Origin of the sequence: Sphingomonas chungangi (assembly GCF_013778325.1) — a bacterium.
GTDB lineage: Bacteria > Pseudomonadota > Alphaproteobacteria > Sphingomonadales > Sphingomonadaceae > Solisphingomonas > Solisphingomonas chungangi.
Genome location: NZ_JACEIB010000003.1, coordinates 147385 through 170631 on the forward strand (window position 1 = coordinate 147385; position 23247 = coordinate 170631).

At 66.5% G+C, this 23247-nt stretch carries 25 protein-coding genes and 1 tRNA gene; 14 read left to right on the top strand and 12 right to left on the bottom strand.

Annotated features, from left to right (window positions below; translation table 11 throughout):
• Window positions 1–77 precede the first annotated feature (77 nt).
• The 7 genes from HZF05_RS05050 to hspQ form a co-directional block, all read right to left on the bottom strand.
• Entirely contained in the window at window positions 78–1004 is a 927-nt protein-coding gene (locus HZF05_RS05050) for an NAD-dependent epimerase/dehydratase family protein (RefSeq protein ID WP_343046835.1), read from the bottom strand.
• Entirely contained in the window at window positions 1001–2125 is a 1125-nt protein-coding gene (gene proB, locus HZF05_RS05055; RefSeq protein ID WP_181638801.1) for a glutamate 5-kinase, read from the bottom strand. Before proB ends, HZF05_RS05050 begins: the two co-directional genes overlap by 4 nt.
• A 66-nt stretch (window positions 2126–2191) precedes the next feature.
• Entirely contained in the window at window positions 2192–3247 is a 1056-nt protein-coding gene (gene obgE / locus HZF05_RS05060) for a GTPase ObgE (protein WP_160363291.1), read from the bottom strand.
• Window positions 3248–3370: 123 nt separating this feature from the next.
• Window positions 3371–3889 carry a GNAT family N-acetyltransferase gene (locus HZF05_RS05065; RefSeq protein WP_160363292.1) on the bottom strand — a complete coding sequence of 173 codons (519 nt, stop codon included), beginning with the start codon at window positions 3887–3889 and terminating at the stop codon, window positions 3371–3373.
• 189 nt (window positions 3890–4078) lie between these two features.
• Window positions 4079–4348 carry a 50S ribosomal protein L27 gene (gene rpmA / locus HZF05_RS05070; protein ID WP_160363293.1) on the bottom strand — a complete coding sequence of 90 codons (270 nt, stop codon included), beginning with the start codon at window positions 4346–4348 and terminating at the stop codon, window positions 4079–4081.
• A gap of 23 nt (window positions 4349–4371) precedes the next feature.
• A complete protein-coding gene (rplU, locus tag HZF05_RS05075) occupies window positions 4372–4740 on the bottom strand; it encodes a 50S ribosomal protein L21 (RefSeq protein ID WP_160363294.1) in 369 nt (122 codons plus the stop codon).
• 138 nt (window positions 4741–4878) lie between these two features.
• Complete coding sequence (gene hspQ, locus HZF05_RS05080) at window positions 4879–5271, bottom strand: heat shock protein HspQ (RefSeq protein ID WP_160363295.1); 393 nt, start codon at window positions 5269–5271, stop codon at window positions 4879–4881.
• Window positions 5272–5398: 127 nt separating this feature from the next.
• Here hspQ and HZF05_RS05085 point away from each other — a divergent pair.
• A tRNA-Ser gene (locus tag HZF05_RS05085) sits at window positions 5399–5488 on the top strand.
• Window positions 5489–5674: 186 nt separating this feature from the next.
• Here the strand turns inward: HZF05_RS05085 and HZF05_RS05090 are convergent.
• Window positions 5675–5938, bottom strand: a complete 264-nt coding sequence (locus HZF05_RS05090; RefSeq protein ID WP_160363296.1) for a hypothetical protein — start codon at window positions 5936–5938, stop codon at window positions 5675–5677.
• A 162-nt stretch (window positions 5939–6100) separates the two neighbouring features.
• Window positions 6101–7069 (bottom strand): 3,5-dioxohexanoate:acetyl-CoA acetone transferase, encoded by a 969-nt coding sequence (gene kce / locus HZF05_RS05095; RefSeq protein WP_343046836.1) that lies wholly within the window; start codon window positions 7067–7069, stop codon window positions 6101–6103.
• Between the two features lie 132 nt (window positions 7070–7201).
• On the opposite strand from kce, the gene HZF05_RS05100 reads away from it, so the two are divergent.
• From HZF05_RS05100 to HZF05_RS05145, 11 genes are all read left to right on the top strand, one after another.
• Complete coding sequence (locus tag HZF05_RS05100; protein ID WP_160363298.1) at window positions 7202–8320, top strand: aromatic ring-hydroxylating oxygenase subunit alpha; 1119 nt, start codon at window positions 7202–7204, stop codon at window positions 8318–8320.
• A gap of 6 nt (window positions 8321–8326) precedes the next feature.
• The gene (locus tag HZF05_RS05105; protein ID WP_160363299.1) at window positions 8327–9226 is read left to right on the top strand and encodes a fumarylacetoacetate hydrolase family protein; all 900 of its coding nucleotides are present in this window, start codon (window positions 8327–8329) and stop codon (window positions 9224–9226) included.
• 7 nt (window positions 9227–9233) lie between these two features.
• On the top strand, window positions 9234–10199 hold the full coding sequence (locus HZF05_RS05110; protein ID WP_160363300.1) for a VOC family protein: 966 nt from the start codon (window positions 9234–9236) through the stop codon (window positions 10197–10199).
• A gap of 369 nt (window positions 10200–10568) precedes the next feature.
• Window positions 10569–12713, top strand: a complete 2145-nt coding sequence (locus tag HZF05_RS05115) for a TonB-dependent receptor (protein WP_160363301.1) — start codon at window positions 10569–10571, stop codon at window positions 12711–12713.
• A 102-nt stretch (window positions 12714–12815) separates the two neighbouring features.
• On the top strand, window positions 12816–13157 hold the full coding sequence (locus tag HZF05_RS22380; protein ID WP_220129709.1) for an alpha/beta fold hydrolase: 342 nt from the start codon (window positions 12816–12818) through the stop codon (window positions 13155–13157).
• Window positions 13145–13669 carry an alpha/beta fold hydrolase gene (locus HZF05_RS21610; RefSeq protein WP_220129711.1) on the top strand — a complete coding sequence of 175 codons (525 nt, stop codon included), beginning with the start codon at window positions 13145–13147 and terminating at the stop codon, window positions 13667–13669. Before HZF05_RS22380 ends, HZF05_RS21610 begins: the two co-directional genes overlap by 13 nt.
• 125 nt (window positions 13670–13794) lie before the next feature.
• Window positions 13795–14814 carry a thiamine pyrophosphate-dependent dehydrogenase E1 component subunit alpha gene (locus HZF05_RS05125; RefSeq protein ID WP_220129713.1) on the top strand — a complete coding sequence of 340 codons (1020 nt, stop codon included), beginning with the start codon at window positions 13795–13797 and terminating at the stop codon, window positions 14812–14814.
• 1 nt (window position 14815) lies between these two features.
• Window positions 14816–15802, top strand: coding sequence for an alpha-ketoacid dehydrogenase subunit beta (locus HZF05_RS05130; protein ID WP_160363302.1), 987 nt, complete (start codon window positions 14816–14818; stop codon window positions 15800–15802).
• Entirely contained in the window at window positions 15799–16041 is a 243-nt protein-coding gene (locus HZF05_RS05135) for a lipoyl domain-containing protein (RefSeq protein WP_160363303.1), read from the top strand. Before HZF05_RS05130 ends, HZF05_RS05135 begins: the two co-directional genes overlap by 4 nt.
• Window positions 16042–16043: 2 nt before the next feature.
• On the top strand, window positions 16044–16598 hold the full coding sequence (locus HZF05_RS05140; RefSeq protein WP_160363304.1) for a VOC family protein: 555 nt from the start codon (window positions 16044–16046) through the stop codon (window positions 16596–16598).
• Between the two features lie 14 nt (window positions 16599–16612).
• Window positions 16613–17227: a nuclear transport factor 2 family protein gene (locus tag HZF05_RS05145; RefSeq protein ID WP_160363305.1), complete on the top strand. Its 615-nt coding sequence runs from the start codon at window positions 16613–16615 to the stop codon at window positions 17225–17227.
• On the opposite strand, the gene HZF05_RS05150 is transcribed toward HZF05_RS05145, so the two are convergent.
• Window positions 17191–17877 carry a TetR/AcrR family transcriptional regulator gene (locus HZF05_RS05150; protein ID WP_160363306.1) on the bottom strand — a complete coding sequence of 229 codons (687 nt, stop codon included), beginning with the start codon at window positions 17875–17877 and terminating at the stop codon, window positions 17191–17193. The genes HZF05_RS05145 and HZF05_RS05150 overlap by 37 nt on opposite strands.
• 113 nt (window positions 17878–17990) lie before the next feature.
• On the opposite strand from HZF05_RS05150, the gene HZF05_RS05155 reads away from it, so the two are divergent.
• Entirely contained in the window at window positions 17991–19340 is a 1350-nt protein-coding gene (locus HZF05_RS05155; RefSeq protein ID WP_160363307.1) for an MFS transporter, read from the top strand.
• Between the two features lie 3 nt (window positions 19341–19343).
• Here the strand turns inward: HZF05_RS05155 and HZF05_RS05160 are convergent, their stop codons facing one another.
• Window positions 19344–20117: an SDR family NAD(P)-dependent oxidoreductase gene (locus HZF05_RS05160; protein ID WP_160363308.1), complete on the bottom strand. Its 774-nt coding sequence runs from the start codon at window positions 20115–20117 to the stop codon at window positions 19344–19346.
• 202 nt (window positions 20118–20319) lie between these two features.
• Between HZF05_RS05160 and HZF05_RS05165 the strand changes: the two genes are divergently transcribed.
• The gene (locus tag HZF05_RS05165) at window positions 20320–21792 is read left to right on the top strand and encodes an aldehyde dehydrogenase family protein (protein WP_343046837.1); all 1473 of its coding nucleotides are present in this window, start codon (window positions 20320–20322) and stop codon (window positions 21790–21792) included.
• An 18-nt stretch (window positions 21793–21810) separates the two neighbouring features.
• Here HZF05_RS05165 and HZF05_RS05170 read toward each other — a convergent pair whose 3' ends face one another.
• Window positions 21811–23088: an MFS transporter gene (locus HZF05_RS05170; RefSeq protein ID WP_160363310.1), complete on the bottom strand. Its 1278-nt coding sequence runs from the start codon at window positions 23086–23088 to the stop codon at window positions 21811–21813.
• Between the last annotated feature and the right edge of the window lie 159 nt (window positions 23089–23247).

Consider the following 23247-nt stretch of genomic DNA (forward strand, 5'->3'; position numbering starts at 1 on the left):
GGCGATGTCCTTAATGGCGTGGGCGCGGCCTGCCAAGCGATTGCGGCGTGGATGGGGCGATGGTGTGACGCCCGGGCTTACTTGAGCAATCCCTCTTCCCGATAGCTTTCCGCTGCGATGGCGAGGCCGTCGAGCGTGGCGAGCTGGGCGCGCCAGAGGTGGGCGGGGGGGCGATATTCGGGGTTCGCCACCCAGTCTTCGTGGAGGAAGTAGCGCACTCGGTCTTCGGTGAGCTTGGCATTCGGCCCGCGCAGCATCGCGTCGACCTTCACGCCCGCGCGCATCGCCCAGCCGGGGACGGGCTGCGCCCGCACGCGGCGGCCGACCGCCATGCCGATCGCCTGCGCGAACTCGCCATGGGTCCAGCCGCCGGGCCGGCCGTCGTCGGGCTCGTAGATGGCGGCTTGGCTCCCGTCGTCGTCGGGCAGTACGGCCAGCAGCAAGCGGACGAGATCCTGCGCTGCGATTACCGACATGCGGCCGCCCGGCGGATGGGGGACGAGGCCCTTGGCGGCAGCGCGGAACAGCTCCAGCATCTCCCGGTCGCCGGGGCCGAAGACGGCGGGCGGGCGCACGATCGTCCAGTCGAGCGCGGAGGCCGCGACGATGATCTCGGCCCGCGCCTTGGACCAGCCGTAGTTGCTGAGCTTCGGCTCGCGCGCGGCGAGCGAGGAGACGTGGATGAAGCGGCGGACGCCGGCGGCGCGGGCGGCGTTCACCACCGCCAGCGTGCCGTCGACATTGCCGATCGCGAAACCTTCCCTGTCGGGCGCACTGACGACGCCGGCGACGTGGATCACCGCATCTGCGCCCGCGACGAGCTGAGAAAGCGCGAGCGGCTTCTCCATCGATCCATAGATCCACTGTACGCCGTCGCGCGGCGGGCAGGGCTTGCGGGTGAGCGCGCGGACGAGATGGCCCTGCGCCAGTGCCGTGTCGATCAGGTGGCGGCCGACGAAGCCGGTGCCGCCGGTGATGGCGAGGGTGCGGTGGCGGTTCCTCACAGCAGCACCATGTGATCGCGGTGCACGAGCACGGCGCGCGGCGCGTGGCCGAGCACGGCGGCGAGATCGCCCGATCGCTTGCCGGCGATCAGCGCGGCTTCTTCGGCATCGTATTCGGAAAGGCCTCGGGCGATGGCGTGGCCATCTGCGACGATATCGATCACGTCGCCGCGCCGGAAGCCGCCCTCGACGCCGGTTGCGCCGGCCGGAAGCAGGCTCGCGCCGCCCGTCAGCGCCTTCGCTGCGCCGGCATCGACGACAATGCGGCCCTTGGCGGTCAGGCGGCCCTTGAGCCAGCCCTTGCGCGCGCCGGAGCGGGCGGGGGCGGGGAAGACGGTGCCGCGATGGGTGCGGGCGAAGGCACCCAGCGGATCGTCCTGCTTGCCGCCGACGATCGCGAGGTGCGCGCCGCCGGCGTGCGCGATCTTCGCGGCGAGCAACTTCGCGACCATGCCCCCCGATCCCATGCCCGAGGCGGAACCGGTATCGGCCATCGCCATCACCGAGGCGTCGAGGCTCGGCACCTCCTCGATCAGCGTCGCGGACGGGTCGCGCTGCGGATTGGCGGTGTAGAGGCCGTCGACGTCCGACAGCAGGATCACGCCATGCGCGCCCGCCGCCTGCGCCACCCGCGCGGCGAGGCGGTCGTTGTCGCCGAAGCGGATCTCTTCGGTCGCCACCGTGTCGTTCTCGTTGACCACCGGCACCACGCCCAGCGCCAGCAGTCGCCCGAAGGTGGCCGACGCGTTGAGGTAGCGGCGGCGATCCTCGAGATCGTCGAGGGTCAGCAGCATCTGCGCGGCGGTGAGATCGTGGCTGCCGAGCAGTTCCGCCCAGCAATGCGAGAGCGCGATCTGGCCGGTCGCGGCGGCCGCCTGCGCATCCTCCAGGCTGGCGCGCCCGCCGCCCGGCAGGCCGAGCCGCCGTGCACCCAGCGCGATCGCGCCGGAGGAGACGACGATGATCTTCTGGCCTGCGGCGTGCCGCTCGGCGAGGTTCGCGACCACGCCCGCCAGCCAGTCGCGCCGGACATGCCCGTCGGGCGTGACGAGCAGCGCCGAACCGATCTTCACGACCAGCGTCGGGCAGGCGGCGGGGGCGAAACGATCGGCGCGAGTCATCGGGCGGGGCAGGAACCGGCGAAACAGGAGAAAAGGAAGCGCCCGCTTAAGCGCTTGCCGCCGATGTCACAATGGGGACCAGGGTGTCTCTTCGTCCGCTTCGCTCGTCTGGACGCTCTCGGGCGACGGGCCGGCCGGGCCGATCGCCTCGACCAGCGCATCGAGCACCGCCGGCAGGCCCTCGCCGGTCGCGCCGGAGAGCAGGAAGGGTTCGACGCCGCTTTCCTTCTTCAAGGCCTTGAGCAGCTTGGTCTTCGTCTTGGCGTCGATCGCGTCGATCTTGTTGAGCGCCAGCACCTCGGGCTTGTCCTCCAGCCCATTGCCGTAGGCGATCAGTTCCTCGCGGACGATGCGGTAGGCCTCGATCGGATCGTCACCGGTCGCGTCCACCAGATGCAGCAGCACCCGGCAGCGCTCGATGTGGCCGAGGAAGCGGTCGCCGATGCCGGCGCCGTCCGCCGCGCCCTCGATCAGGCCGGGGATGTCCGCCACCACGAACTCGCGGTCGCGATGACTGACGACGCCGAGTTGCGGGCGCGTGGTGGTGAAGGGGTAGTCGCCGACCTTCGCCTTGGCGTTGCTCACGCCGTTGATGAAGGTGGACTTGCCGGCGTTGGGCAGGCCGACGAGACCTGCATCGGCCAGCAGCTTCAGGCGCAGCCACACCCACATCTCGTCGCCCGGCCAGCCCGGGCCGTGCTGGCGTGGGGCACGGTTGGTCGAGGTCTTGTAGCTGGCATTGCCTCGCCCGCCGTCGCCGCCGCGCAGGAACACCTGTTGCTGGCCGGGCTCGACGAAATCGGCGAGCACCGTCTCGCGATCCTCGTCCGAGATCAGCTGGGTGCCGACCGGCACGCGAATGACGAGATCGTCGCCGCCCGGCCCGGTGCGGTTCGAGCCCGATCCGCCCTTGCCGCGCGGCGCGCGGAAATGCTGGGTGTAGCGGAAGTCGATCAGCGTGTTCAGGCCCTGCACCGCCTCGAAGATGATGTCGCCGCCCTTGCCGCCGTTGCCGCCGTCCGGCCCGCCATATTCGATGAACTTCTCGCGGCGGAAGCTGACCGCGCCGGGGCCGCCGGCACCGGAACGGATGAAGATCTTGGCCTGGTCGAGAAAATGCATGGGGCTAGCCGGTCCGTCTGGACGAGGGCGCGCGCCCCGGAACGCCGGGAGGGCAAAGCAGACTCGTCACGAAAGGCGCGCCCTTAGCCGGATTCGGCCAAGGGCGCCACCCCGTCGCGTGTCTCAGCTCGGCCGATGCTCGTACATGACGCAATCGACCTCCTGGCCGCGCACCGCGCTCCAGCGCTTCTCGGTCTCGCCGGTCGGGCGGAAGCCGAGCTTCTCCAGCACCCGGCCCGAGGCGGGGTTGTCCGGGAAGTGACCGGAACGCAGCTTCATCCGCAGCCCGTCCTTCGCCATGCCGACCACCGCCTGGCCCGCCTCGGTGGCGAAGCCCAGGCCCCAGCAGGGGCGCGCGATCCAGTAATCGAGCTCGGCGGTCTCGTCGTCGCCGGTTTCGCGCAGCGCGATGCCGCCGACCAGCTTGGGCGCGCCGCGCGTGCGGGCGTAGATCAGCAACTCGGGCAGATCCTCCTGGCCGCGATCACGCAGCAGGAACGCTTCCGCGTCCGACTCGCGATAGGGCCACGACGTGCCGGGCAGCTTGTCGATGATCGCCTCGTCGGCGATCGCATTGAAAAGGGCTGGGGCGTCCTCGCCCCAACCCGGCCGCAGCAGCAGCCGTTCGGTCCGTGCAAACATGGTGGTATTCTCTATGCCTCTCCCACGCCCGCCGAAACGCCGATAGCGGCGATAAGTTACCGGCGAACGACAGAATATTTTCAGGGAGAAACAAAAAAGGGAGCCGGGGCGACCCGTCTCCCTGACGGCTCCGCTGAGCGCGGAACCCGGGATCGCCCCTTAGGACGATCCCATGAGAATCGTCCGATGTTACTCGGCGGCTTCCGCCATGGCGTCGACCGATACGTACTTGCGGCCGAGCTTGCCGTCATGGAAGCGCACGCGGCCGTCTGCGGTCGCGAACAGCGTATGATCTTTGCCGATGCCGACGTTCACGCCCGGATACACCTTGGTGCCGCGCTGGCGGATGATGATGTTGCCGCCGATCACTTCCTGACCGCCGAACTTCTTCACGCCGAGACGGCGGCCGGCCGAATCGCGACCGTTGCGCGAGGAGCCGCCTGCTTTCTTATGTGCCATTGCTCTTACTCCTTACCTGGCGCTCAGGCTTCCGCGGACGCGGCCGGAGCCTCGTCCTTCTTGGCGGCGGCCTTCTTGGTCGCCTTCTTCTCGGCGCCGCCGACCGACAGGATCTCGAGGATCGTGTGGTACTGGCGGTGGCCGTTGCGGCGGCGATAGTTATGGCGGCGACGTTTCTTGAAGACGATCACCTTCTCGCCGCGTGCCTGCGCGATGATCTTGGCCGAGACCGAGAGGCCGTCGGTGGACTGGGCTTCGCCGTCCGCGCCGGCGAACAGGATGTCGCCCAGCGAGATGGTGTCGCCGGCCTCACCGGCCAGCTTCTCGACGACAATCTTGTCTCCGGCGGCGACGCGATACTGCTTGCCGCCCGTGCGCACGATAGCGAACATGGCTCTCTCTTCAATCTGGACCTGACGCGCGGGAATGGAGCGGAAGCCCCACGGCCCCGCGCGGAAAGACCGGCCGCCTAAGGGATTCGGGTGAGTCTGTCAATCATGCATGGAAGCGCGACCGGCAGGTTTTCCCGCCTAGTGCCGATGCTCCCGCCGCAACGTGTAGCGGCCGTCGGCGAAGCCGTCGAACAGGCCGTCGAGAGCGGGATGCTCGACGGGCTCCTCGCTGCGGTCCGCCACCAGATTCTGCTGGCTGACATAGGCGACGTAGCTGGATTCCGCATTTTCGGCGAGCAGATGATAGAAAGGCTGATCCTTGCGCGGGCGAATGCCTTCCGGAATCGCCTCATACCATTCGTCGGAGTTCGCGAAGACGGGATCGACATCGAAGATCACGCCGCGAAAATCGAGCAGCCGGTGCTTCACCACGTCCCCAACCGAGAAACGCGCGTGCACGACCCTGGGCGCCGCGAGCAGCGCATCCGGCACGATGCGGGCAGGGCCTGCGACGTCGGGGCTGTTGTCCATGGTTCATATCTAGGGCCTCAATCGTATGACACAAGCGCAAGCCTACTTGGCAAGCGCGAGGAGTGCCGCTAATGGCCGCGCCTCACGACCCTGCGGCGCCCTGACATGGCCCGCAAGCATGTCTCGCGGAGAGGTGGCAGAGTGGTCGAATGCGCCGCACTCGAAATGCGGTTTACGGGCAACCGTAACGTGGGTTCGAATCCCACCCTCTCCGCCAGAGCCTGTTCCATAGGGGTCCGCAAGGGACCACCGGGATCGACTTTTTCCTTCTGAAAACTGACGCTTAGCAGATCGGTTCGGCCTCGTGCGTCCATGCTCGTCCGTGCCAATCCGGTGAATCGGAGGGTTCAAAACGAGGTGCGAGCGGTCGAAAAACGAGGTATCTCAGGAGACCGTGAAATGCTCACCGATGCGAAGGTCCGCAGCGCCAAGTGGGCCGATCCACGCCCTCGTCCTGCCCGAGGTCGTCCTCGGCGAGGAAGTATTTCGTCGGCTCGCGAAGCGTCTGAGTGACCGTGATGGTTTCGAACTGCTCATTTCCGGCTTGTTCGACGGCCCGAGCCCGGTGGGCGATGACGTTCGGCGCGGCAACTTCACGGGCATGGCGCGGTTCTGGAGAACCGCCGACAACAAGTCCTACGACATCGCGATCCGCGAAAAGCATCATCGCTGGCGCATCGATCGAAGCCAGATCGATGCGCCGCCGGCTATCGGGCGGCGCTCCCGATCCATTGCGCTTTTGCGCCGCAGCCGACCGTTTCGTTTGCGGACGCGTGCAGAAAATGCCGCGTGGCCGCTAAGCCGACGAGCCTGGGTCCGCGCACGACTCTCAAGGCCTCCGCATGCGGGTCCTGCGATCAATGGCAGGATCGTCGCAGGTAGGTGAGGCTGGGCCCCGCAGACCCAGCAGGGCTCGCGCTTCATCCGCCGTGGCTGGCTCATGGCCCATCTCTGAGAGGATGCGCACCGTCTTCTCCACCTGCTGCGCATTCGACGTCGCGAGCGCGCCTTTGGCGATGAAGAGGCTGTCCTCGAGCCCCACGCGGACGTGCGCGCCCATCAGCGCGGCCTGCGTGATGAACGGCATCTGATGCCGTCCGGCGGCGAGCACGGACCACGAGAACTGATCCTTGCCGAAGAGGCGGTCGGCCGCCTGCTTCATGAACATGAGGTTGTCCAGATCCGCGCCGATCCCGCCCAGGATGCCGAAGATCATCTGCACGAAGAAACCCGGGTCGAGGAGGCCGCGATCGAGGAAGTGCGCGATGTTGTAAAGATGCCCGACATCGTAGCATTCGAGCTCGAACCTCGTGCCGAGCGGACGCAGCGTCTGCAAGATATGGCCGATGTCCCGGAAGCTGTTCTTGAACACGAAGTCTTCCGAGCCTTCGACGTACGCGCGTTCCCACGGGAATTTCCAGCTGGCGATGCGCGAAGCGGCCGGGAAGAAGGCGAAGTTGATCGAGCCCATGTTGAGGGAGCACATCTCGGGACGAAAGACGGTCGCTGCCGCCAGCCGCTCCTGAACGCTCATCGTCACGGCACCGCCCGTGGTGATGTTGATCACCGCGTCCGTCGCTTCCTGGATGATCGGAATGAACCGCTGGTAGATAGAAGGATCGCCGGTGGGCCTGCCATCCTCGGGGTCGCGCGCATGCAGATGCAGGATCGCAGCGCCGGCTTTCGCCGCCGCGATAGCCTGTTGGGCGATATCTTCGGGCCGGTAGGGAAGGGCGTCGGACATCGACGGCACATGCGCGGATCCGGTGACGGCGCACGATATGATAACCTTGGCCACGGCGCTCTGCTCCATTTGGACGTGATGGCAATACCGATCCACCGGAACGGCAATTCGTAACAGTTGTCGATTGCTCATTTGTGGACTAATAGTCAATATAAGTCGATAAGGGACGGATGTGGAGGACTGCCGGTGACTGCTCAGCACGAGCCGAATTGCGCTGCGCGAGCCACGCGCAATTACCCCGAGGAGGCGTGGTGGGTCGCGGGCTTCTCGGAAGAGATTTCCGGCACGCCGATCCGCCGCATGCTGCTCGATCACGCCGTCGTCCTGTACCGGGGAGCGTCCGGGCGCGTCGTCGCATTGGAGGACCGCTGCGTCCACCGCTGGGCGCCGCTTTCCATGGGGCGCCCGGCGGGCGACGATATCGTGTGCCCCTATCATGGTTTCCGTTTCGGGCCCGACGGGCAGTGCGTCCATGTGCCCACCCAGCGCGACATTCCCGGCAAGGCCAAGGTGCGGGCCTTCGAGGTCCGGGAGAGCGCGCCCTTCGTGTGGATCTGGATGGGAAGAGGGGAGCCGGCCGAGGCGCTGCCCGCGACGATCGACTGGGCCGAGGATCCCCGGTGGCTGACGATGGGCGCGGCGCTTCCGGTGGATTGCAACTACATGCTGATCCAGGAGAACGTCCTGGACCTCACGCATTTCGGTTATCTTCATGCAACGACCTTCCAGCAGCCTGGCTGGACGGCGCCCCCTTCCGAGGTCCGGACCGATGCGGGGAGAGTGGGATATCGGCAGCACTTCACCGGCATCCGGCTAGCGCCCTTTCAAGCCGGTCCGACAGGGATCGGGCCCGACAAGGATGTCGAGCGCACCGACTGGGGGTGGTTCATGTCTCCAGCGATCCATGTCGCCGGCATCGACATCGTCGACCCGTCGCCCGGCGCCGGCAGGCGTGCGGCCTTCTCCAGCCGCATCGTCCATGCGACCACGCCGATCTCGCCGACGCGATCCCATTATTGGTGGTTCTTCGCGCAGGATTATGCGCTCGACGACGCGCAGGTGGCGCGCGACGTGCGGGCCATCGTCGACGCGACCTTCGAAGAGGACAAGCGCCTTCTCGAGGTGATCCAGGAGACGATCAGCACCGACGTCCGGCGCGACCAGGCTGTCGAGGTCAGCGTCAAGGCCGACCAGCCCGGTCTCAAGGCCCGACTCATGCTTCACAAGATGTTGCGACCGGCGGCGCAAGCCCTTTCGAGCCCCGATATGCAGCAGCCGGCTGCCGCGCGTTCACCAAGGGAATGATCAGGCATGCGCTTCAGGACCCTATCCAAAAACACCCGTCTCGGCATCGCGATCGTCGATCAGGGCGGCGCCATGCGCGCCCTGTTCGATGGGGACGACAACTTTCCTGGCACACTGGCCGACTGCCTCGCCGCCGGCCAGGATGCGCTTTCGCATGCTTCCCGCACGCTTCGCGAAGCACCGATCATCGAGGACGAGAGCGCGGTGCAACTGCTGCCGCCCATCCCGCGGCCGGGCAAGATCATCTGCGTGGGGCTCAATTACCTCGATCACTCTCAGGAAGCCGGAATCCGGGCGGCGCCGGAATTCCCCAACATCTTCGCACGGTTCGCGAACAGTCTGGTCGCCCACGATCAGCCGATCCTGCTCCCGCGCGTGTCCGACAAGCTGGATTTCGAAGGCGAACTCGTCGCCGTGGTCGGCAGGCCCGGCCGCTATATCGAACCGGCCCGGGCGCTCGATCATGTCGCCGGCTATTCCATCTTCAACGACGGATCGGTACGCGATTATCAGCTCCGCACGGCGCAATGGGTGCTGGGCAAGACCTTCGACCGGACAGGCGGGTTCGGGCCCGATTTCGTCTCTTGGGACGAGTTGCCGGATGGCGCGAAGGGGTTGCGGCTTGAGACCCGGCTCAATGGCGCCGTCATGCAGCAGGCATCGACCGGCGACATGATCTTCGATGTCGCCACGCTGGTCTCGATCTGCAGCGAAGCGATGCTCCTGGAGCCCGGCGACATCATCGTGACGGGGACGCCGGCGGGCATCGGCCATGCGCGAAAGCCCCCCGTGTACATGACGGCGGGCGATATCTGTGAGGTCAGCATCGAGCAGCTCGGCACGCTGCGCAATCCGATCGCAACCGATGCGGCCAGGGCGGCGCCCGACAGCCACGATGCGGGGTGACGTCGATATGGATACGTCCCCGGCCGGCGGTCCCGACGCCGGTACGCAAGAATCGGAAGGGCGCGGTCCTGCCGTCCATTCGCTCGACAGCATCGCGCTCTCCGTGCCGGCCCTTGCCGAGGCGCGCCACTTCCACGAGGCGTTCGGACTGGACGTACGCGAAGAGCAGGGGCTTCTCCTGCTTCGCACGTTCCCGGGCAGCCATGTCTGGATGCGCGTCCGGGCCGACGCCGGGCTTCACGATGCCAAGAGGCTCGATCACCTGCGCTTCGGTATATTCGCCGGTGATGAGCTCCGCTTCATCGCCCGGCTGACGTCGCTCGGCATTGCTTTCTCGCAGACGATCGACGGAACGCTGCGACTGGACGGCCCGGGTGGCATCAGGATCGAGCTGGTGATCGCTGCCAAGAGCTCTCCCGATTGCAAGGCTATGGGCGAGGCCTGCGAGGTGGTCGGCGGGCGCGGGACGGGGCCGCGCCGTCTTCAGCCGACGGTCATGCCCAGGCGTCTCGCCCATATAGGGCTCTTCGTGCCTGACCTGATCGGCGCGGTCGCATTCTTCAGCGAGGTCCTCGGCTTGCGCCTCTCGGACATATCCGGAGACGAGGTCGCCTTCCTGCACGGCGTGCATGGCAGCGACCACCACATGATCGCGCTTGCACGATCGGATGCCGCCGGCCTCCATCACAGCAGTTGGGACGTGCCGTCGGTGCAGGCCGTCGGGCTCGGCGCGGCGCAGATGGCCGAGGCCGGCTTCACAGCGGGATGGGGGCTGGGCCGCCACGTGCTTGGCTCCAATTATTTTCACTACGTCCGCGACCCGTGGGGAAGCTACGCCGAATATTCGGCGGACATGGACTTCATCCCGGCGGGCCTGGCCTGGGACGCCAAGGACCATCCGGCGGAGGACGCCTTCTATCAGTGGGGACCGCCGCCGCCAGTTGACTTCGGGGTCAACAGGGACGCGCGCTGAAGGGCCTTCGCGCTTCGCCGATCAACCCACCGTTCTGGCTTGGAAGACAAGGTAGGGATTTGTTGTACCGGGCGGCAGCAGTCGTGCTGCCGCGAGCACGAATGGCGCCGGTACACATCCGAGCGTTGAGAAAAATACATGATATTTCAGATGTATAATCGGCGAGTGGCGAATTTCAGATCTGACGGTACAAGCGCTCGCCGCGAAGCGCCCGCCGGCCAGCCCGTCGTTGCTAGATTGTGATTGTTGGCGATGAGTCTAAATTCACGGCAGAGGGACAACGTCGATACGTCCCCGTCAAAGCGATAAAAATTGGGGAGACGGATGATGAAAGCAAGCAGTCTTCTTCTCGGGATTTCGATTGCGAGCATGGCGGCGACCTTGGCGCAGGCGCAGGCCCAGAACGGTGCCGCAAGCGATTCCGCGGTCGCCGACATCGTGGTGACCGCCCAGAAGCGGTCCGAGCGCCTGCAGGACGTCCCGATCGCGGTGAACGTCGCCTCGACGAAGCAGCTGGAGAATTCCGGCGTGAAGGACCTGCCGCAGCTCCAGGCCATCGTTCCCGGGCTCAATGTCGCAGCAGCGCTCGGCTCCTTCCAGCCGTCGATCCGCGGCGTCACGACGGCGAGCAATGTCGTCGAGAACCCGGTGTCCCTTTACATTGACGGCGTCTATCTGCCCCAGCAGCAGGAGGGCTTGCGCGACTTGGGCGACGCCGAGCAGATCACCACGCTCAAGGGGCCGCAGGGCACGCTGTTCGGGCGCAATGCGACGGCGGGCGTGATCCAGATCACCACGCTCGGCCCCGACTTCGACCCCCATGGCCAGTTCAACATCAGCTATGGCAGCTACCAGACGGTGCGCGCCAACGGGTTCGTGACCGGCGGCTTGACCGACAATATCGCCGCCAGCTTCTCGGCCGCCTACCAGACCCAGAATGAGGGATGGGGCAAGAGCCTGACCACCGGGCGCGACGAGAACCAGCTCTATCACTCCTATTCGATGCGTGGAAAACTGCTGTTCAAGGCCAGCGACACCACCTCGATCCTCATCGAGGGCGATTATCTCAACCGAAAGGACAGCGGCGTCGTCTACCAGCCATATCCGGGCACCAAGCTCGCCTATCAGGGCTTCGGTCCGGTCGACAATCGTTACGACAGCTATAACGGGACGGGGGGCTACACCTATTTCAAGGGTGGTGGCGTCTCGGCGACGATCAAGAGCGACCTCGGCTTCGCGAAACTGGTCTCGATCAGCGCCTATCGCGACTCGCATTTCGGCTTCAAGTTCGACCTCACCAACGTCGCCGCGCCGTTGCTGATCTCGACCGCGGGGGGCAGGAGCCGCATGTACTCGCAGGAGGTCCAGCTGGTCTCGAACTCGAGCGGCCCGTTCAAGTGGTTGACGGGCGTCTATTATTTCAACTACCGGCAGGGCTACGACTTCTTCAATCGCGACTTTGCGACGGGGGTCAGCCAGAGCGGCGCTCCCTACCGCTTCGCACCCATCGACCGGAGCGCCAATTCGGGTTTCGAGAAATCGGAATCGGTGGCGCCCTTCGCCCAGGCCGACCTGAAGGTGGCTTCCGGCACCACCCTGACGGCCGGCCTGCGCTACACATACGAGAAGCGCAGCATGGACGACGGCATCACGCAGGTCACCAATCTCGCCGGTGTCGTGCTGCCCGCCGTGCATATCCCGGCGGAGTCCCTGACCGCGAACAAGCTGACCTGGCGCTTTGCCGTCGAGCAGAAGCTCGCGCGCGACGTGATGATCTTCGCGTCCTACAATCGCGGCTTCAAGAGCGGCGGTTTCAACATCGCCGCCCCCGCCTCTCCGGCCTATCGTCCCGAGCAGCTCGACGACTGGGAGGTTGGCCTCAAGAGCCAGTTCTGGGATCGCAGGATCACGTTCAACGCCAACGGCTTCTATTATAAATACCGCAACATCCAGGTGACGCAGTTCACCGGAAACCCACCGACGCAGATCGTCACCAACGGTGCCAAGGCGGAAATCTACGGCGTGGACGTCGATTTCAGTGCCCGGTTGACGAGGGGGCTGACGCTGTCCGGCGGCGTAGAGCTGCTCCATCCCAATTTCACGCAATATCCGAATGCGCCGCTCAACCTCGATCTTGCGAGCGGCGGCGTCGCGACCAGTAGCTTCGATGCGGACGGCCAGCGCCTGCCGTTCGCCCGCAAGTTCGTGGGCACGCTGGCGGCGGACTATGTGACGCACGCCTTCGGGGGCAACCTCGCCTTCAACGTCACGGCGACGCGCAGCGGCGACTATTATTTCGAGCCCGACAATATCGTGAGGCAGCCTGCCTACACGATGCTGAACGCCGGCGTGAAGCTGTCCGATGCCCAGGATCGGCTGAGCCTTCGCTTCGGTGTCACCAATGGGCTGAACGAGGCGATCATCATCCGCAACGCGACCCTCGCCTTTGGGCACCTCGTTTCCTACGGATCCCCGCCGCGTGAGTTCACGGTGACCCTTGGCGCGAAATTCTAGGCGGCGTTCGGTGCCTTCATCGGAAGCGGCGAGGGGGTGGAGACCGCTCGCCGCTCGCTCGCTTCGTGCCATGGGTAGCGCTCCGATCGAGGAGATCGTCATATGACCGCCGACATCTCGACCCGCTTCGTCCGCGCCAACGGCATCGACATCCACGTCGCCACAGCAGGTGAGGGTCCGGCGATATTGCTGCTCCACGGCTGGCCCCACATCTGGCGCATCTGGGAACCGGTGATGACGCGGCTGGCCGAGCATCATCGGGTCATCGCGCCCGATCTGCGCGGGATCGGCGGAGCACGAAAGCCTCGGCGGGCTATGATCTGCACACTCTGTCGGACGACCTTGCGCAGCTGCTCGACGCGCTCGGCGTGGAGCAGGTTGCAGCCGGCGTCGGACTCGACGCGGGTGTCCCTGTGGCCTGGATGCTGGCAATGCGCCACGTAGCGCGCGTGCAGCGGATCGTGCTCATGGAAGGGCTGCTCGGCGCCCTTCCGGGTGCGGAAGCCTTCCTGAGCAAGGGGGCGCCCTGGTGGTTCGGCTTCCATATGGTGCCGGGCCTGGCCGAGCGTGTCCTGGCGGGAAACGAGAGCAGTTACCTCGACCATTTCCTGGCGATCGGCACAGTCGGGCAGCGGGGCATAGAGCCGACCGTGCGAGACGCCATCGTCGCCGCTTATTCCGAGCCCGACGCGCTGCGATGCAGCCTCGAATATTATCGCGCCATGCCCGACAATGCGGCGCGCATCGCGGCGGCACTGGCGGCGGCGCGCGTCACCCAACCGACGCTGGCCATATCCGGAGGCGTCGTCGGAGATGCCCTGGCGGGCCAGCTCGGTCCGATCTGCGATGATCTTTCGACAGCGGCAATTCCGGACACGGCGCACATCATCCCGCAGGAGCAGCCGCAGCGCCTTGCGGAGACGATCGCGCGCTTCGCCCGCGACGGCTCGCTCTGACGGCGGTGGTCTCGATACCGCGCTTTTGTGCATTCACCTGCAACGCGATCCGGGCGTGCCAGCCCTAACATCGCGGGACAGGACACGCGCCGCTTCGAAGGCGCGCCGATCCGGGAGAGACAGTCTTGGCCAGTCGGACCACACACGATCAGCAGGCGGAACCCTGGGCCGCGAGCCAGCTCGCGATGCTCGAGCGCATGCTCCTCATCCGCCATGCGGAAACCCGTCTTGCCCGCACGGCGAAAGAAACCGGTCTCCCCGGCGGCGTGCATCTCTCCATCGGACAGGAGGCATCGGCGGTCGGCATCTGCTCGCAGCTGGAGACGGACGACTGGATGACGAGCACGCATCGCGGACACGGACACTTCCTCGCCAAGGGCGGTGACGTCGACACGATGTTCGCGGAGATTTGGGGAAAGCGGACCGGCATCTGCAGGGGCATGGGCGGGTCGATGCACGTTGCCGATTTCTCGAAGGGTATCATCGGCGCCAACGGTATCGTCGGCGGCGGCCTTGCCATCGCGACGGGAGCGGCGCTCGCCGCCCAGCTGGACCGCAGGGGGCGCGCGGCAGTCTGCTTCTTCGGCGACGGGGCCGCAAACCAGGGCGTCTTCATGGAGAGCATGAATGTCAGCAGCATCTGGAAGCTGCCGACGATCTTCGTGTGCGAGAACAACGGGCTGTCCGAGTTCACCGTCTCGTCGACGGTGACCGCCGGCAAGCTCGCCGACCGGGCGCGGGCCTTCGGCATGCCGGTAGAGGTCGTCGACGGCAACGACGTGCGTGCTGTCGCCAGCGTGGCGCGCGCCGCGGTGGAACGCTGCAGGCGGGGGGAGGGGCCGTCCTATATCGAGGCCGTCACCTACCGCATCCACGGGCATTTGGAGGCGGAGGACCTGATCCTTGCGGGCGGAAGCTACCGGACCCCCGAGGAGATCGACATCTGGCGGAAGGCGGACCGGGACCCGATCAGCCGCTTCCGTGACCTGCTCGCAGCGGAGGGGCTCTGCGACCCGGAGACATTCGCAGCCATGGACGATGCCGCCTTGGAGCAGGTGGAGGCGGCCGTCGCTTTCGCGGAAGGCAGCGAGGCGGCTGATCCCGATCTGGCCCGGCAGCTGATGTTCGTCGGCGGGGAGGGGTGACATGACCCGGAAGCGCTACACCCAGGCGATCAACGAGGCGCTCCACGAGGAGATGGCGCGCGATCCCAAGACGATCCTGTTTGGCGAGGATGTCGCGCTGGCGGTGTTCGGCGACACGCGCGGACTGCTCGCCGCGTTCGGGCCTGAGCGGGTCCGCAACACACCGATCTGCGAGGCGACGATCGCGGGGATGGCGGTAGGCGCCGCCGCGGCCGGTTATCGCGTCATCGTCCACATGCTCTTCTCCAACTTCATCTACACGGGATTCGACGCGATCGCCAACCAGATGGCCAAGCTCCGGCTGATGACCGGCGGCCAGATCGACCTGCCGATCACGGTGCTGGCCGTCTATGGCGGCGGGGCGTCGCAGGCCGCGCAGCACTCGGACAGCAATCATCCCGTACTCATGAATCTCGGCGGCGTCGATGTTCTGGTTCCGGCGACGCCGGCGGATGCCAAGGGCATGCTCAAGACCGCGATCCGGAACAATCGGCCCTCCTTCTTCCTGCAGGCATCGGGTCTTGGCGCGATCAACGGGGATGTCCCGGACGGCGAGCATCTCCAGCCGCTCGGCCGGGCGGCGGTCGTGCGCGAAGGGCGCCACGTTAGCCTGATCAGTGTCGGCTCGATGATAAGGGCGACCCAGAATGCCGCGAAGCAGTTGGAGAAGAATGGGATCGATGCCGAGATCCTCGACGTCCGCAGCCTGATCCCGTTGGATGAGGATGCCATCGTCGCGTCGGTCGTCAGGACCGGACGGGCGGTCGTGGTCGACGAGGCGCGCGACAGCTGCAGCGCGGCAAGCCAGATCGCCGCCGTGATCGCCGACAAGGGATTTTCCGCGCTGCGCGCGCCCGTCAAGCGCGTCACCGTGGACAACATGTCGATGCCCTACGCGCCCAACGCCGAGGCGGCGGTCTTTCCGAACGCCGACGACATCGTGCGTGCGGCGTCGTCCATATGTCAGCCGGAGTCAGTTCAGGCATGAAGATCACTCTCAAGCTCGCCCGGGTGGGCATGAGCATGCAGGAAGCCACGATCGCGCAATGGTACAAACAGCCCGGCGAGAGCTTTGTCGTCGGCGATCCGCTCTATGCCATCGAGACCGACAAGGTGACGCAGGACGTCGAGGCGACGGCCCCGGGCGTACTTGTCGAGCTGCTCGTCGCGGCCGGCGAGGACGTCGAGGTCGGGACGCCGCTCTGCGTCGTCGACGTCACGATATGAGCGTGGCCGGGCGCGCCACGGGGTTCGGCCAACCGGAAGCGGGCATTCTCCAGATCGCCTATGTGGTCGACGATCTCCACGCAGCGATCGAGGCGTGGCTCGCCGAGGGTGTCGGCCCCTGGTACGTGCTCGATCGCTGGCTTCCCGAGGATGGGCTCTATCGGGGCGAGGTGAACCGCGCGGAGATCGCCGCGGCGTTGGCATTCTCCGGCCACACCCAGATCGAGCTCCTGCAGCCGCTCGACGATCACCCCTCGGTGTACCGGGAGGTCCTGGAGGAGCGCGGCGCGGGTTTTCATCACATCGCGCGCGGCGCTGCGGAATTCGACGTCGAGGTCGCGTCCTACCGCGAGAGGGGGTTCGCGCTTGCGTTCAGCGCGGTCGTGGGAACAGGCAGCCGCGTCGCCTACCTCGACACCCGATCGACGATGCCGGGATTCGTCGAACTGATCGAGACGACCCCCGCGAACGACGCCTTCTTCACAGCCATCTACGAAGCGGCGAAGACGTGGGACGGGAGCGCGCCGGTGCGGCCCTTCGAGGCCCTCCGCTATTGACCAAGGAGCAGATGATGCCGACCGATGACACGCAGGCCATTCTCGACAAGGCGGCGATCGGCCAGCTGATCGCCGCGTGGGGTATCCTGCGGGACACCTATGCGTGGGAAAAGCTGCGCGACTGCTGGACCGACGATGGGCGGATCGCGGTCAGCTGGTTCGATGGCACCGCCGACGAGTTCGTCGCGGGATGCAAGCCGATGGCAGTCGACCGGGACAATCAAATCGCGTCGCAACACGTCATCACCGGCGGATCGATCGACGTCGCCGGCGATCGCGCGGTCGCCGAGACCCGCATCCTCATCCTCGTCCGTCTCAAGGTCGATGGCATCTGGAGCGACGTCACAGCGGTCGCGCGCTTCTATGACCTGCTGTTGAGAACGACGGCGGGCTGGAAGATCAGGCGACGGGTGGCGATTTTCGACAAGGACTTCATTGCCCCGGCCAATCCGTCGGACCGCCTCGAGCTGGATCAGGCCCGTCTCGAGATTTATCCCGAAGCCTATCGATGCTGCGGGTACATGCTTTCGCAGCGCGGGATGGAGATCAACATGGATCTTCCCGCGCCCGGCAGCCCCGCTCTCGACCGCCTCTATGCCGAGGGCGCGGACTGGCTCGCCGGAACGTGAAGCATGCCCTGCCGGACGATCGCATCGGCAGCTTGGGAAGCGATCAGTTCCGCTTCCCGGGTGTCGATCCCGAGCGCCCGCAGCATCAGCATGGCGAACTGCTGCGAGATCACCGTAGCCTGGGACAGGTCGCTGCAGAGAATGACCCGCGCGACCAGCGCCTGGGTGATCCCGAAGATGAAGGCTACCGCGGTCTCGAGCACCGGAATGGCATAACGGCCTTGCCGAAGACCGAGCTCGAGGTCGCCGACCACGCCGCGGTTGATCTCGCTGATGCCGAGATCGTCGAGGATGAGGCGGGCGATGAAATGGCCGCCGTCCGGGTCGTTGATCGTCTGGCGCGCATAGACGCACAGGGCACGGGCGGATCGGCGTGCCGCGTCGCTCTCGCCCTCGTTCACGGCGAAGCAAAGCGCCTCGTAGCGTTCGCGGACTTGGTGAAGGATCGCCTCGAGCAAGGCCGCCTTGTCGGTGAAGTGATTGTAGAATGTCTGCTTGGAGGTTCCCGCGGCCTTGACGATGTCGTCGATGCTCACCGCATCCGACGGCCCTTGACCGAACAGCGAAAATCCGGCCCGGACCAGCGCCTCCCGGGTCCTCGAGCGCCGGCCCCCGGGCCGGGCAGGCGCTGGCGATGCCGCGTCGTCCATGCGCCCGGCCTATGACGACCGGTCGACGAAAGCAACGGTTCCGGCGCACTTTTAGGACGCGGCGTCAAGATTCGGGCGAATGCCGGAGGAGCAGGCACTTGATGGAGGCAGCCATGGCCAGCGAGTCGCGAACGACGCCGCCGGGGTTCGACGAGCTTATCGAGACGCGCGCTTTCTCCAGGCTGCAGGGTATCGTCGTCGCGCTCGTGTCGGCGATCCTCATTCTCGACGGACTCAACCTGCAGCTTCTCGCCTTTTCGGTGCCCTCCATCCTCGCCGACTGGCGCATCTCGAAGATCGCGCTCGCGCCCGCCGTCGGCATGACCATGGTCGGCATGATGGCCGGAGCGCTCCTTGGCGGTGCCTTGGGAGACCGCATTGGCCGCCGCCCAGCCCTGATCGTCACCATTTCGCTGTTCACGGCGATGACGCTGGGCTGCGCAACCGCCGGCTCGGTCGCGCAGCTCGCTGCTCTGCGGTTGCTCAGCGGTCTCGGCTTCGGCGCCTGCTTCCCGAATGCCACCGCGCTCGTGGCGGAATGGGTGCCCAAGCGGCGGGTGGGCCTCGCTGTTGGCCTCACCAGCGTCGGCGTGCCGCTCGGTGGGATGGCCGGAGCGCTGGTCACGCTTGCCGTGCTACCCCATGGCGGCTGGCGCGGCTGCTTCGTCGCCGGCGGTATTCTCGCCGGTGGGATCGGGCTGCTGGCGCTGGCCTTCCTTCCTGAGTCTCCAGCCTGGCTGTCGACCCGTGGCGCGAGCCGGCATGCTTCGCTGGAACGCCTGGCCGCGCGTGCCTGGAGCGTTGCCGAGGTTGGCGCTTCGTCCGTCGACCAGGCCGGAGGCATCGCGGCGACTGCCATCCGCTACCGATTGCTGGGTCGGAACAATCTGCGGGTGAATGTCGGACTTTGGCTCGCCTTCTTCATGAACATGATGGTCGCCAACGCGATCCTCGCCTGGGGCACCACCGCGCTGTCCCAGCTGAGGCTCGACCTGACCGTCGCGCTCGGCGTCGCGGTTCCGTACAACATCGCATCGATGGGCATGACCTTGCTCGCCGCGCTGCTGTCCGTGCGGGTCGGGTCACGCGTGCTGCTCATCGGTCTCGGCGTCGCAGGGGCGGCCGCCTGCATGGAGGCGGCGTTGCTGTCGCAGGGCGTGGTGTCCCACACGGTGGCTCCCGGCTGGCTCCTGATCGGCTACATCGTCGTCGGCGGGGCGATGGGCGGGATCCAGGCGCTGCTCTTCGCGCTGGCGGCTCATGCCTACCCCACGCAATGCCGGGCTCGCGGCGTCGGAGCGAGTTCGGCGCTCGGCAGATTGGGCGGGATCGTCAGCGGCTTTGGAGGCGGGCTGGCGCTGAGCCAGGGATCGACCGCGCCGTTCTTCACGATCTGCGGCGGTGGCCTGCTCCTGGTCGCCGTTGGAGCGGCCGTCGTCGATCGCCACATCCGGGCCAGCTGAGGCTCAGGCGACTGTCTGGCCGCCATCGACGGCTAGAATCTGGCCGGTCGTGAAGCTCGCGCCTTTGGAGCACAGCCATAGCACTGCAGACGCGATCTCGTCCGGATCCGCAAGGCGCCCGATCGGATGATCCTCCGCGATCACGGCTGCCGGATCCTCCAGGCCGTGCTGCACTCCCAATTCGCCGCAAAAGGCGTCGAGCAGGTCCGTCTTCGTGCATCCTGGCGCGACCGCGTTCACACGGATGCCGAGCCTCGCATATTCGAGCGCGGCCGACTTGGTCAGTCCGTTGACCGCATGCTTGCTCGCCACATAGGGCGAGACGCCGGCGACGCCGACCAGTCCCGTCACCGACGATATGTTGACGATCGCACCCCTCCCGCGCTCGATCATCGCGGCGATCTGGGCGCGCATGCACAGGAAGGTGCCGAGCACATTGGTGCGCATGACCGCCGCGAAGTCCGCGACCTCCTGCATCCCGGTCGGCGCGATCGCACCGATGGTGCCCGCGCAGTTGCAAGCGCAGTCGAGCCGGCCACCCAGTTCGAGCGCGGCGTCGACGAAATGCCGTGCATCGGCGGCGTCGGCGGCGTCGCCGGCCACCGCGGCTGCACGCCGGCCAAGAGACCGTATCTCGCGGGCCACCGCCTCCGCACCATCGCGGCCCCGCGCCGCCACGACGACATCCGCGCCGCCGCGTGCGAAACCGTGTGCCACGGCTCGGCCGATGCCCCGGCTCGCGCCCGTCACCAACACTGTGTGCCCCTCGAACTCCATTCCAGTCTCCCGTGTCTCGTGCGCAGGAGGGGAGCAGCCTCGCCGATCGAGGTCGAGGGGCTGCACGCAGATACAATCACTTCGTTCGGAGGCGTCCTCGCGAGCGGCCCGCCGCCGCCGCTACGATCGCGAGCGAGGCAGGCGCGGGACAATGCCAGCCCTGCCGCCGCGTCGCGTAGCGGCCGAGAGGAAGGATCATTCCGTGAGCACGATCGTGACCGACGCCCCGAGCGGGCTTTTCCAGGATGAATATGGACTCTTCATCGACGGGGCGTGGGTCGGATCGGCGAGTGGCAGGACGATCCCGCTTACGAACCCTGCGACGGGCGCCCATCTCGCGAAGATACAGGCGGGCAATGCGGCGGACGTCTCCGCTGCCGTCGCCGCGGCCAAGGCCGCCTTTCCCCGCTGGGCGAGAAGCCGGCTGGAGGAGCGGCAGGAGATCCTGCTCGAAATCGCCCGACGTCTGAAGGCGCGGACAGCGGATTTCGCGCGCATGGAGTCCGCCAACAACGGCAAGACGATCGTGGAGGCGACCATCCACGATCTGCCCGAGGCGATCGGGCAGTTCGAATATTTCTCCGGTTCGGTCTATGCGCTTCACGGGGAGACGCGCGACTATCCCGATCTGATCGGGCTGACGCACCGTGAGCCGCTGGGTGTCGTCGCGCAGATCATTCCCTGGAACGTGCCTTTGCTGATGGCGTCCATGAAGCTCGCCCCTGCGCTTGCCGCCGGGAACACGGTCGTGCTGAAGCCTGCCGAGACGGTCTGCCTGACGGTGCTGGAGCTGATCCGGGAGATCGCGGATCTGCTGCCACCGGGCGTCGTCAACGTGGTCACGGGCTATGGGCAGGACGTCGGCGAAGCCCTCGTCGCGCATCCCGACGTCCGCAAGGTGGCTTTCACGGGCTCCACCGCCACCGCCCGCAAGATCATCGAATATGCGGCCCGCAACATCATTCCCCAGACGATGGAGCTGGGCGGCAAATCGGCCAGCATCGTGTGCGCTTCGGCCGATCTCGACGAGGCCGCCCGGATGGCGGCGCTATCGACCGTGTTCAACAAGGGCGAGGTCTGCATGGCGGGCTCCCGGGTGTTTGTCGAACGCTCGGTCCATGACGCCTTTCTCGAGCGCTTCGTCCGCGAGGTCGAGGCGGTCCGGATCGGCGATCCCAGCCATCCCGAGACTCGGCTGGGCGCGATGTCCTCGCGCCAGCAATACGAGAAGGTGCAAGGCTATTTCGACGTCGCGCTCAGTGATGGCGCCGAGATCGCGCTCGGCGGCGGCGTCGCCCACGTGCCCGATCTTCCCGATGGCCTGTTCCTCAAGCCGACGATCCTCGCCGGCGTGCGCAACGACATGCGCGTCGCCCAGGAGGAGATTTTCGGACCGGTCACGAGCGTCATCGCCTGGGATGACGAGGCCGCGATGCTCGGCGAGGTCAATGACAGTCGCTACGGCCTTGCCGGAGCCGTCTGGTCGAACGACATCCGCCAGGCCCATCGCATCGCTCGTGAGATGCAGACGGGTGTGGTCTGGGTGAATACCTATTACAACCTCCCGCGCGGCATGCCCGTGGGCGGCTACAAGCAGAGTGGCTTTGGACGCGAACTCAGCTGGGACATCCTGCGCGACTACACCCACACGAAGTCGGTGGTGATACCACTCTGACGCAAGACGGCTGTCGCCTCACTCCGCGAGATGCCGGCTGGCCCGGCGCCGGACGACGGCAGGCGCCGTCTCGACCAGGGCAAGCGAGAGCAGGCAGCCTATGACGATGCCGCCGATCGCGAGCCAGAAGATGCTGTCGATGCCTGCACGGCGGGCAACTGCCCCCGCAAGGACGGGGGCCAGCCCGCCGCCGATCAGCTCTGCGACCGCGATCACCGCGCCGGACGCTGTTGCCCGCAGCGCGACGGGCACCGATTCCACAGCGACCGGCCCCACGGTGATCGTCAGCAGACCGTAGAGGAAGAATGCGGCGAGCAGCAGGGCGGTGAACAGCGCTGTGGGATCGGCCGGCGCCGCAGCGAGGGCGGCGAGGCCCGCGATCGTGCAGAGGGCCATCACGATCATGGTCGGCTTGCGACCGGCCCTGTCCGAGATGGCGGGACCGACGACGGAGCCCACGACCGCGCCAATGCCCATCGCCGACATCGTGAAACCCATCTGCGTCATGCCGAGATGGAGGTGATCGACCAGATAGCTGGGCAGAAAGGCGCTCAGCACGATGAGACAGTTGAGCCAGCAGAGCATGCCGCCGGCGGCGATGAGGACGTTGCGATACCCGATGAGGTCGCGGAGCGACGCCCAGATCGGCCTGGCCTGCGCGCCCGCCTGCGCCGGATCCGGATCGCGCAGGGTACGTGCCGTCAGCAGCGCGACGAGCAGTCCGGGCACGGCGACGATCAGGAAGATCCACCGCCAGTTGATCGACGGCATGAGCTGCGTCACCAGCACCGGGGCAAGGCCGAGTCCGAGGAGGGGGGCCATCATCTGCTGGATGCCAAGGCTCAGCCCGTGGCGATCGGGGCGCGATGCCTCCAGCGTGGCGGCGATGCTGGGCGGTACGTAGGCGCCCTCGGCGGCCCCCATCACCGACCGGATCAGCACGAGCGACAGGGCGCCCGTCGCCATTCCGCTGAAGCCGACCAGCAGGGAGAAGGCCGCCATCGCGCCGACCAGCACCGCCCGCCGTCCGAAGCGATCGGCGAGATTGCCCATCAGGAGCGCCGAGAGGCCCCAGGTGATCGCCAGCGCGCCCGTGATGGTGCCGAGATCGCCATAATCCAGCCGGAGGTCCTTCATGATCACGGGAAACATCGGAAGGATCAGAAATCGATCGAAGGCGACGAGGCCGAAGCCGAGCGACAGCAGCGTGATCGCCCGGCGCTCATAGGCGGTGTCCCAGCCTGCCGTGGCGTCGCCCGTAGCCGGATAGTCCACGCGCTGCCCTGATCCGTGCATCGAGCCCTCCACCATCTGGATCGCACCCTGATCCCTCGTCAGTGCTTGGAATTTCTACATTTAGACTATCGGTCAATATATGATTGCCGATCCTGATGCCAGCGCGTAGTATCGCGACCAAGCCCGCTGCCGTTTCATGATGGTGGGACAAAAAATAAG

Coding starts and splice junctions, on each gene's coding strand:
- proB (WP_181638801.1), bottom strand. CDS start 2,125: ATGACTCGCGCCGATCGTTTCGCCCCCGCCGCCTGCCCGACGCTGGTC.
- obgE (WP_160363291.1), bottom strand. CDS start 3,247: ATGCATTTTCTCGACCAGGCCAAGATCTTCATCCGTTCCGGTGCCGGC.
- HZF05_RS05065 (WP_160363292.1), bottom strand. CDS start 3,889: ATGTTTGCACGGACCGAACGGCTGCTGCTGCGGCCGGGTTGGGGCGAG.
- rpmA (WP_160363293.1), bottom strand. CDS start 4,348: ATGGCACATAAGAAAGCAGGCGGCTCCTCGCGCAACGGTCGCGATTCG.
- rplU (WP_160363294.1), bottom strand. CDS start 4,740: ATGTTCGCTATCGTGCGCACGGGCGGCAAGCAGTATCGCGTCGCCGCC.
- hspQ (WP_160363295.1), bottom strand. CDS start 5,271: ATGGACAACAGCCCCGACGTCGCAGGCCCTGCCCGCATCGTGCCGGAT.
- HZF05_RS05090 (WP_160363296.1), bottom strand. CDS start 5,938: ATGATGCTTTTCGCGGATCGCGATGTCGTAGGACTTGTTGTCGGCGGT.
- HZF05_RS05105 (WP_160363299.1), top strand. CDS start 8,327: ATGCGCTTCAGGACCCTATCCAAAAACACCCGTCTCGGCATCGCGATC.
- HZF05_RS05110 (WP_160363300.1), top strand. CDS start 9,234: ATGGATACGTCCCCGGCCGGCGGTCCCGACGCCGGTACGCAAGAATCG.
- HZF05_RS05115 (WP_160363301.1), top strand. CDS start 10,569: ATGGCGGCGACCTTGGCGCAGGCGCAGGCCCAGAACGGTGCCGCAAGC.
- HZF05_RS22380 (WP_220129709.1), top strand. CDS start 12,816: ATGACCGCCGACATCTCGACCCGCTTCGTCCGCGCCAACGGCATCGAC.
- HZF05_RS21610 (WP_220129711.1), top strand. CDS start 13,145: ATGCGCCACGTAGCGCGCGTGCAGCGGATCGTGCTCATGGAAGGGCTG.
- HZF05_RS05130 (WP_160363302.1), top strand. CDS start 14,816: ATGACCCGGAAGCGCTACACCCAGGCGATCAACGAGGCGCTCCACGAG.
- HZF05_RS05135 (WP_160363303.1), top strand. CDS start 15,799: ATGAAGATCACTCTCAAGCTCGCCCGGGTGGGCATGAGCATGCAGGAA.
- HZF05_RS05145 (WP_160363305.1), top strand. CDS start 16,613: ATGCCGACCGATGACACGCAGGCCATTCTCGACAAGGCGGCGATCGGC.
- HZF05_RS05150 (WP_160363306.1), bottom strand. CDS start 17,877: ATGGACGACGCGGCATCGCCAGCGCCTGCCCGGCCCGGGGGCCGGCGC.
- HZF05_RS05155 (WP_160363307.1), top strand. CDS start 17,991: ATGGCCAGCGAGTCGCGAACGACGCCGCCGGGGTTCGACGAGCTTATC.
- HZF05_RS05160 (WP_160363308.1), bottom strand. CDS start 20,117: ATGGAGTTCGAGGGGCACACAGTGTTGGTGACGGGCGCGAGCCGGGGC.
- HZF05_RS05170 (WP_160363310.1), bottom strand. CDS start 23,088: ATGCACGGATCAGGGCAGCGCGTGGACTATCCGGCTACGGGCGACGCC.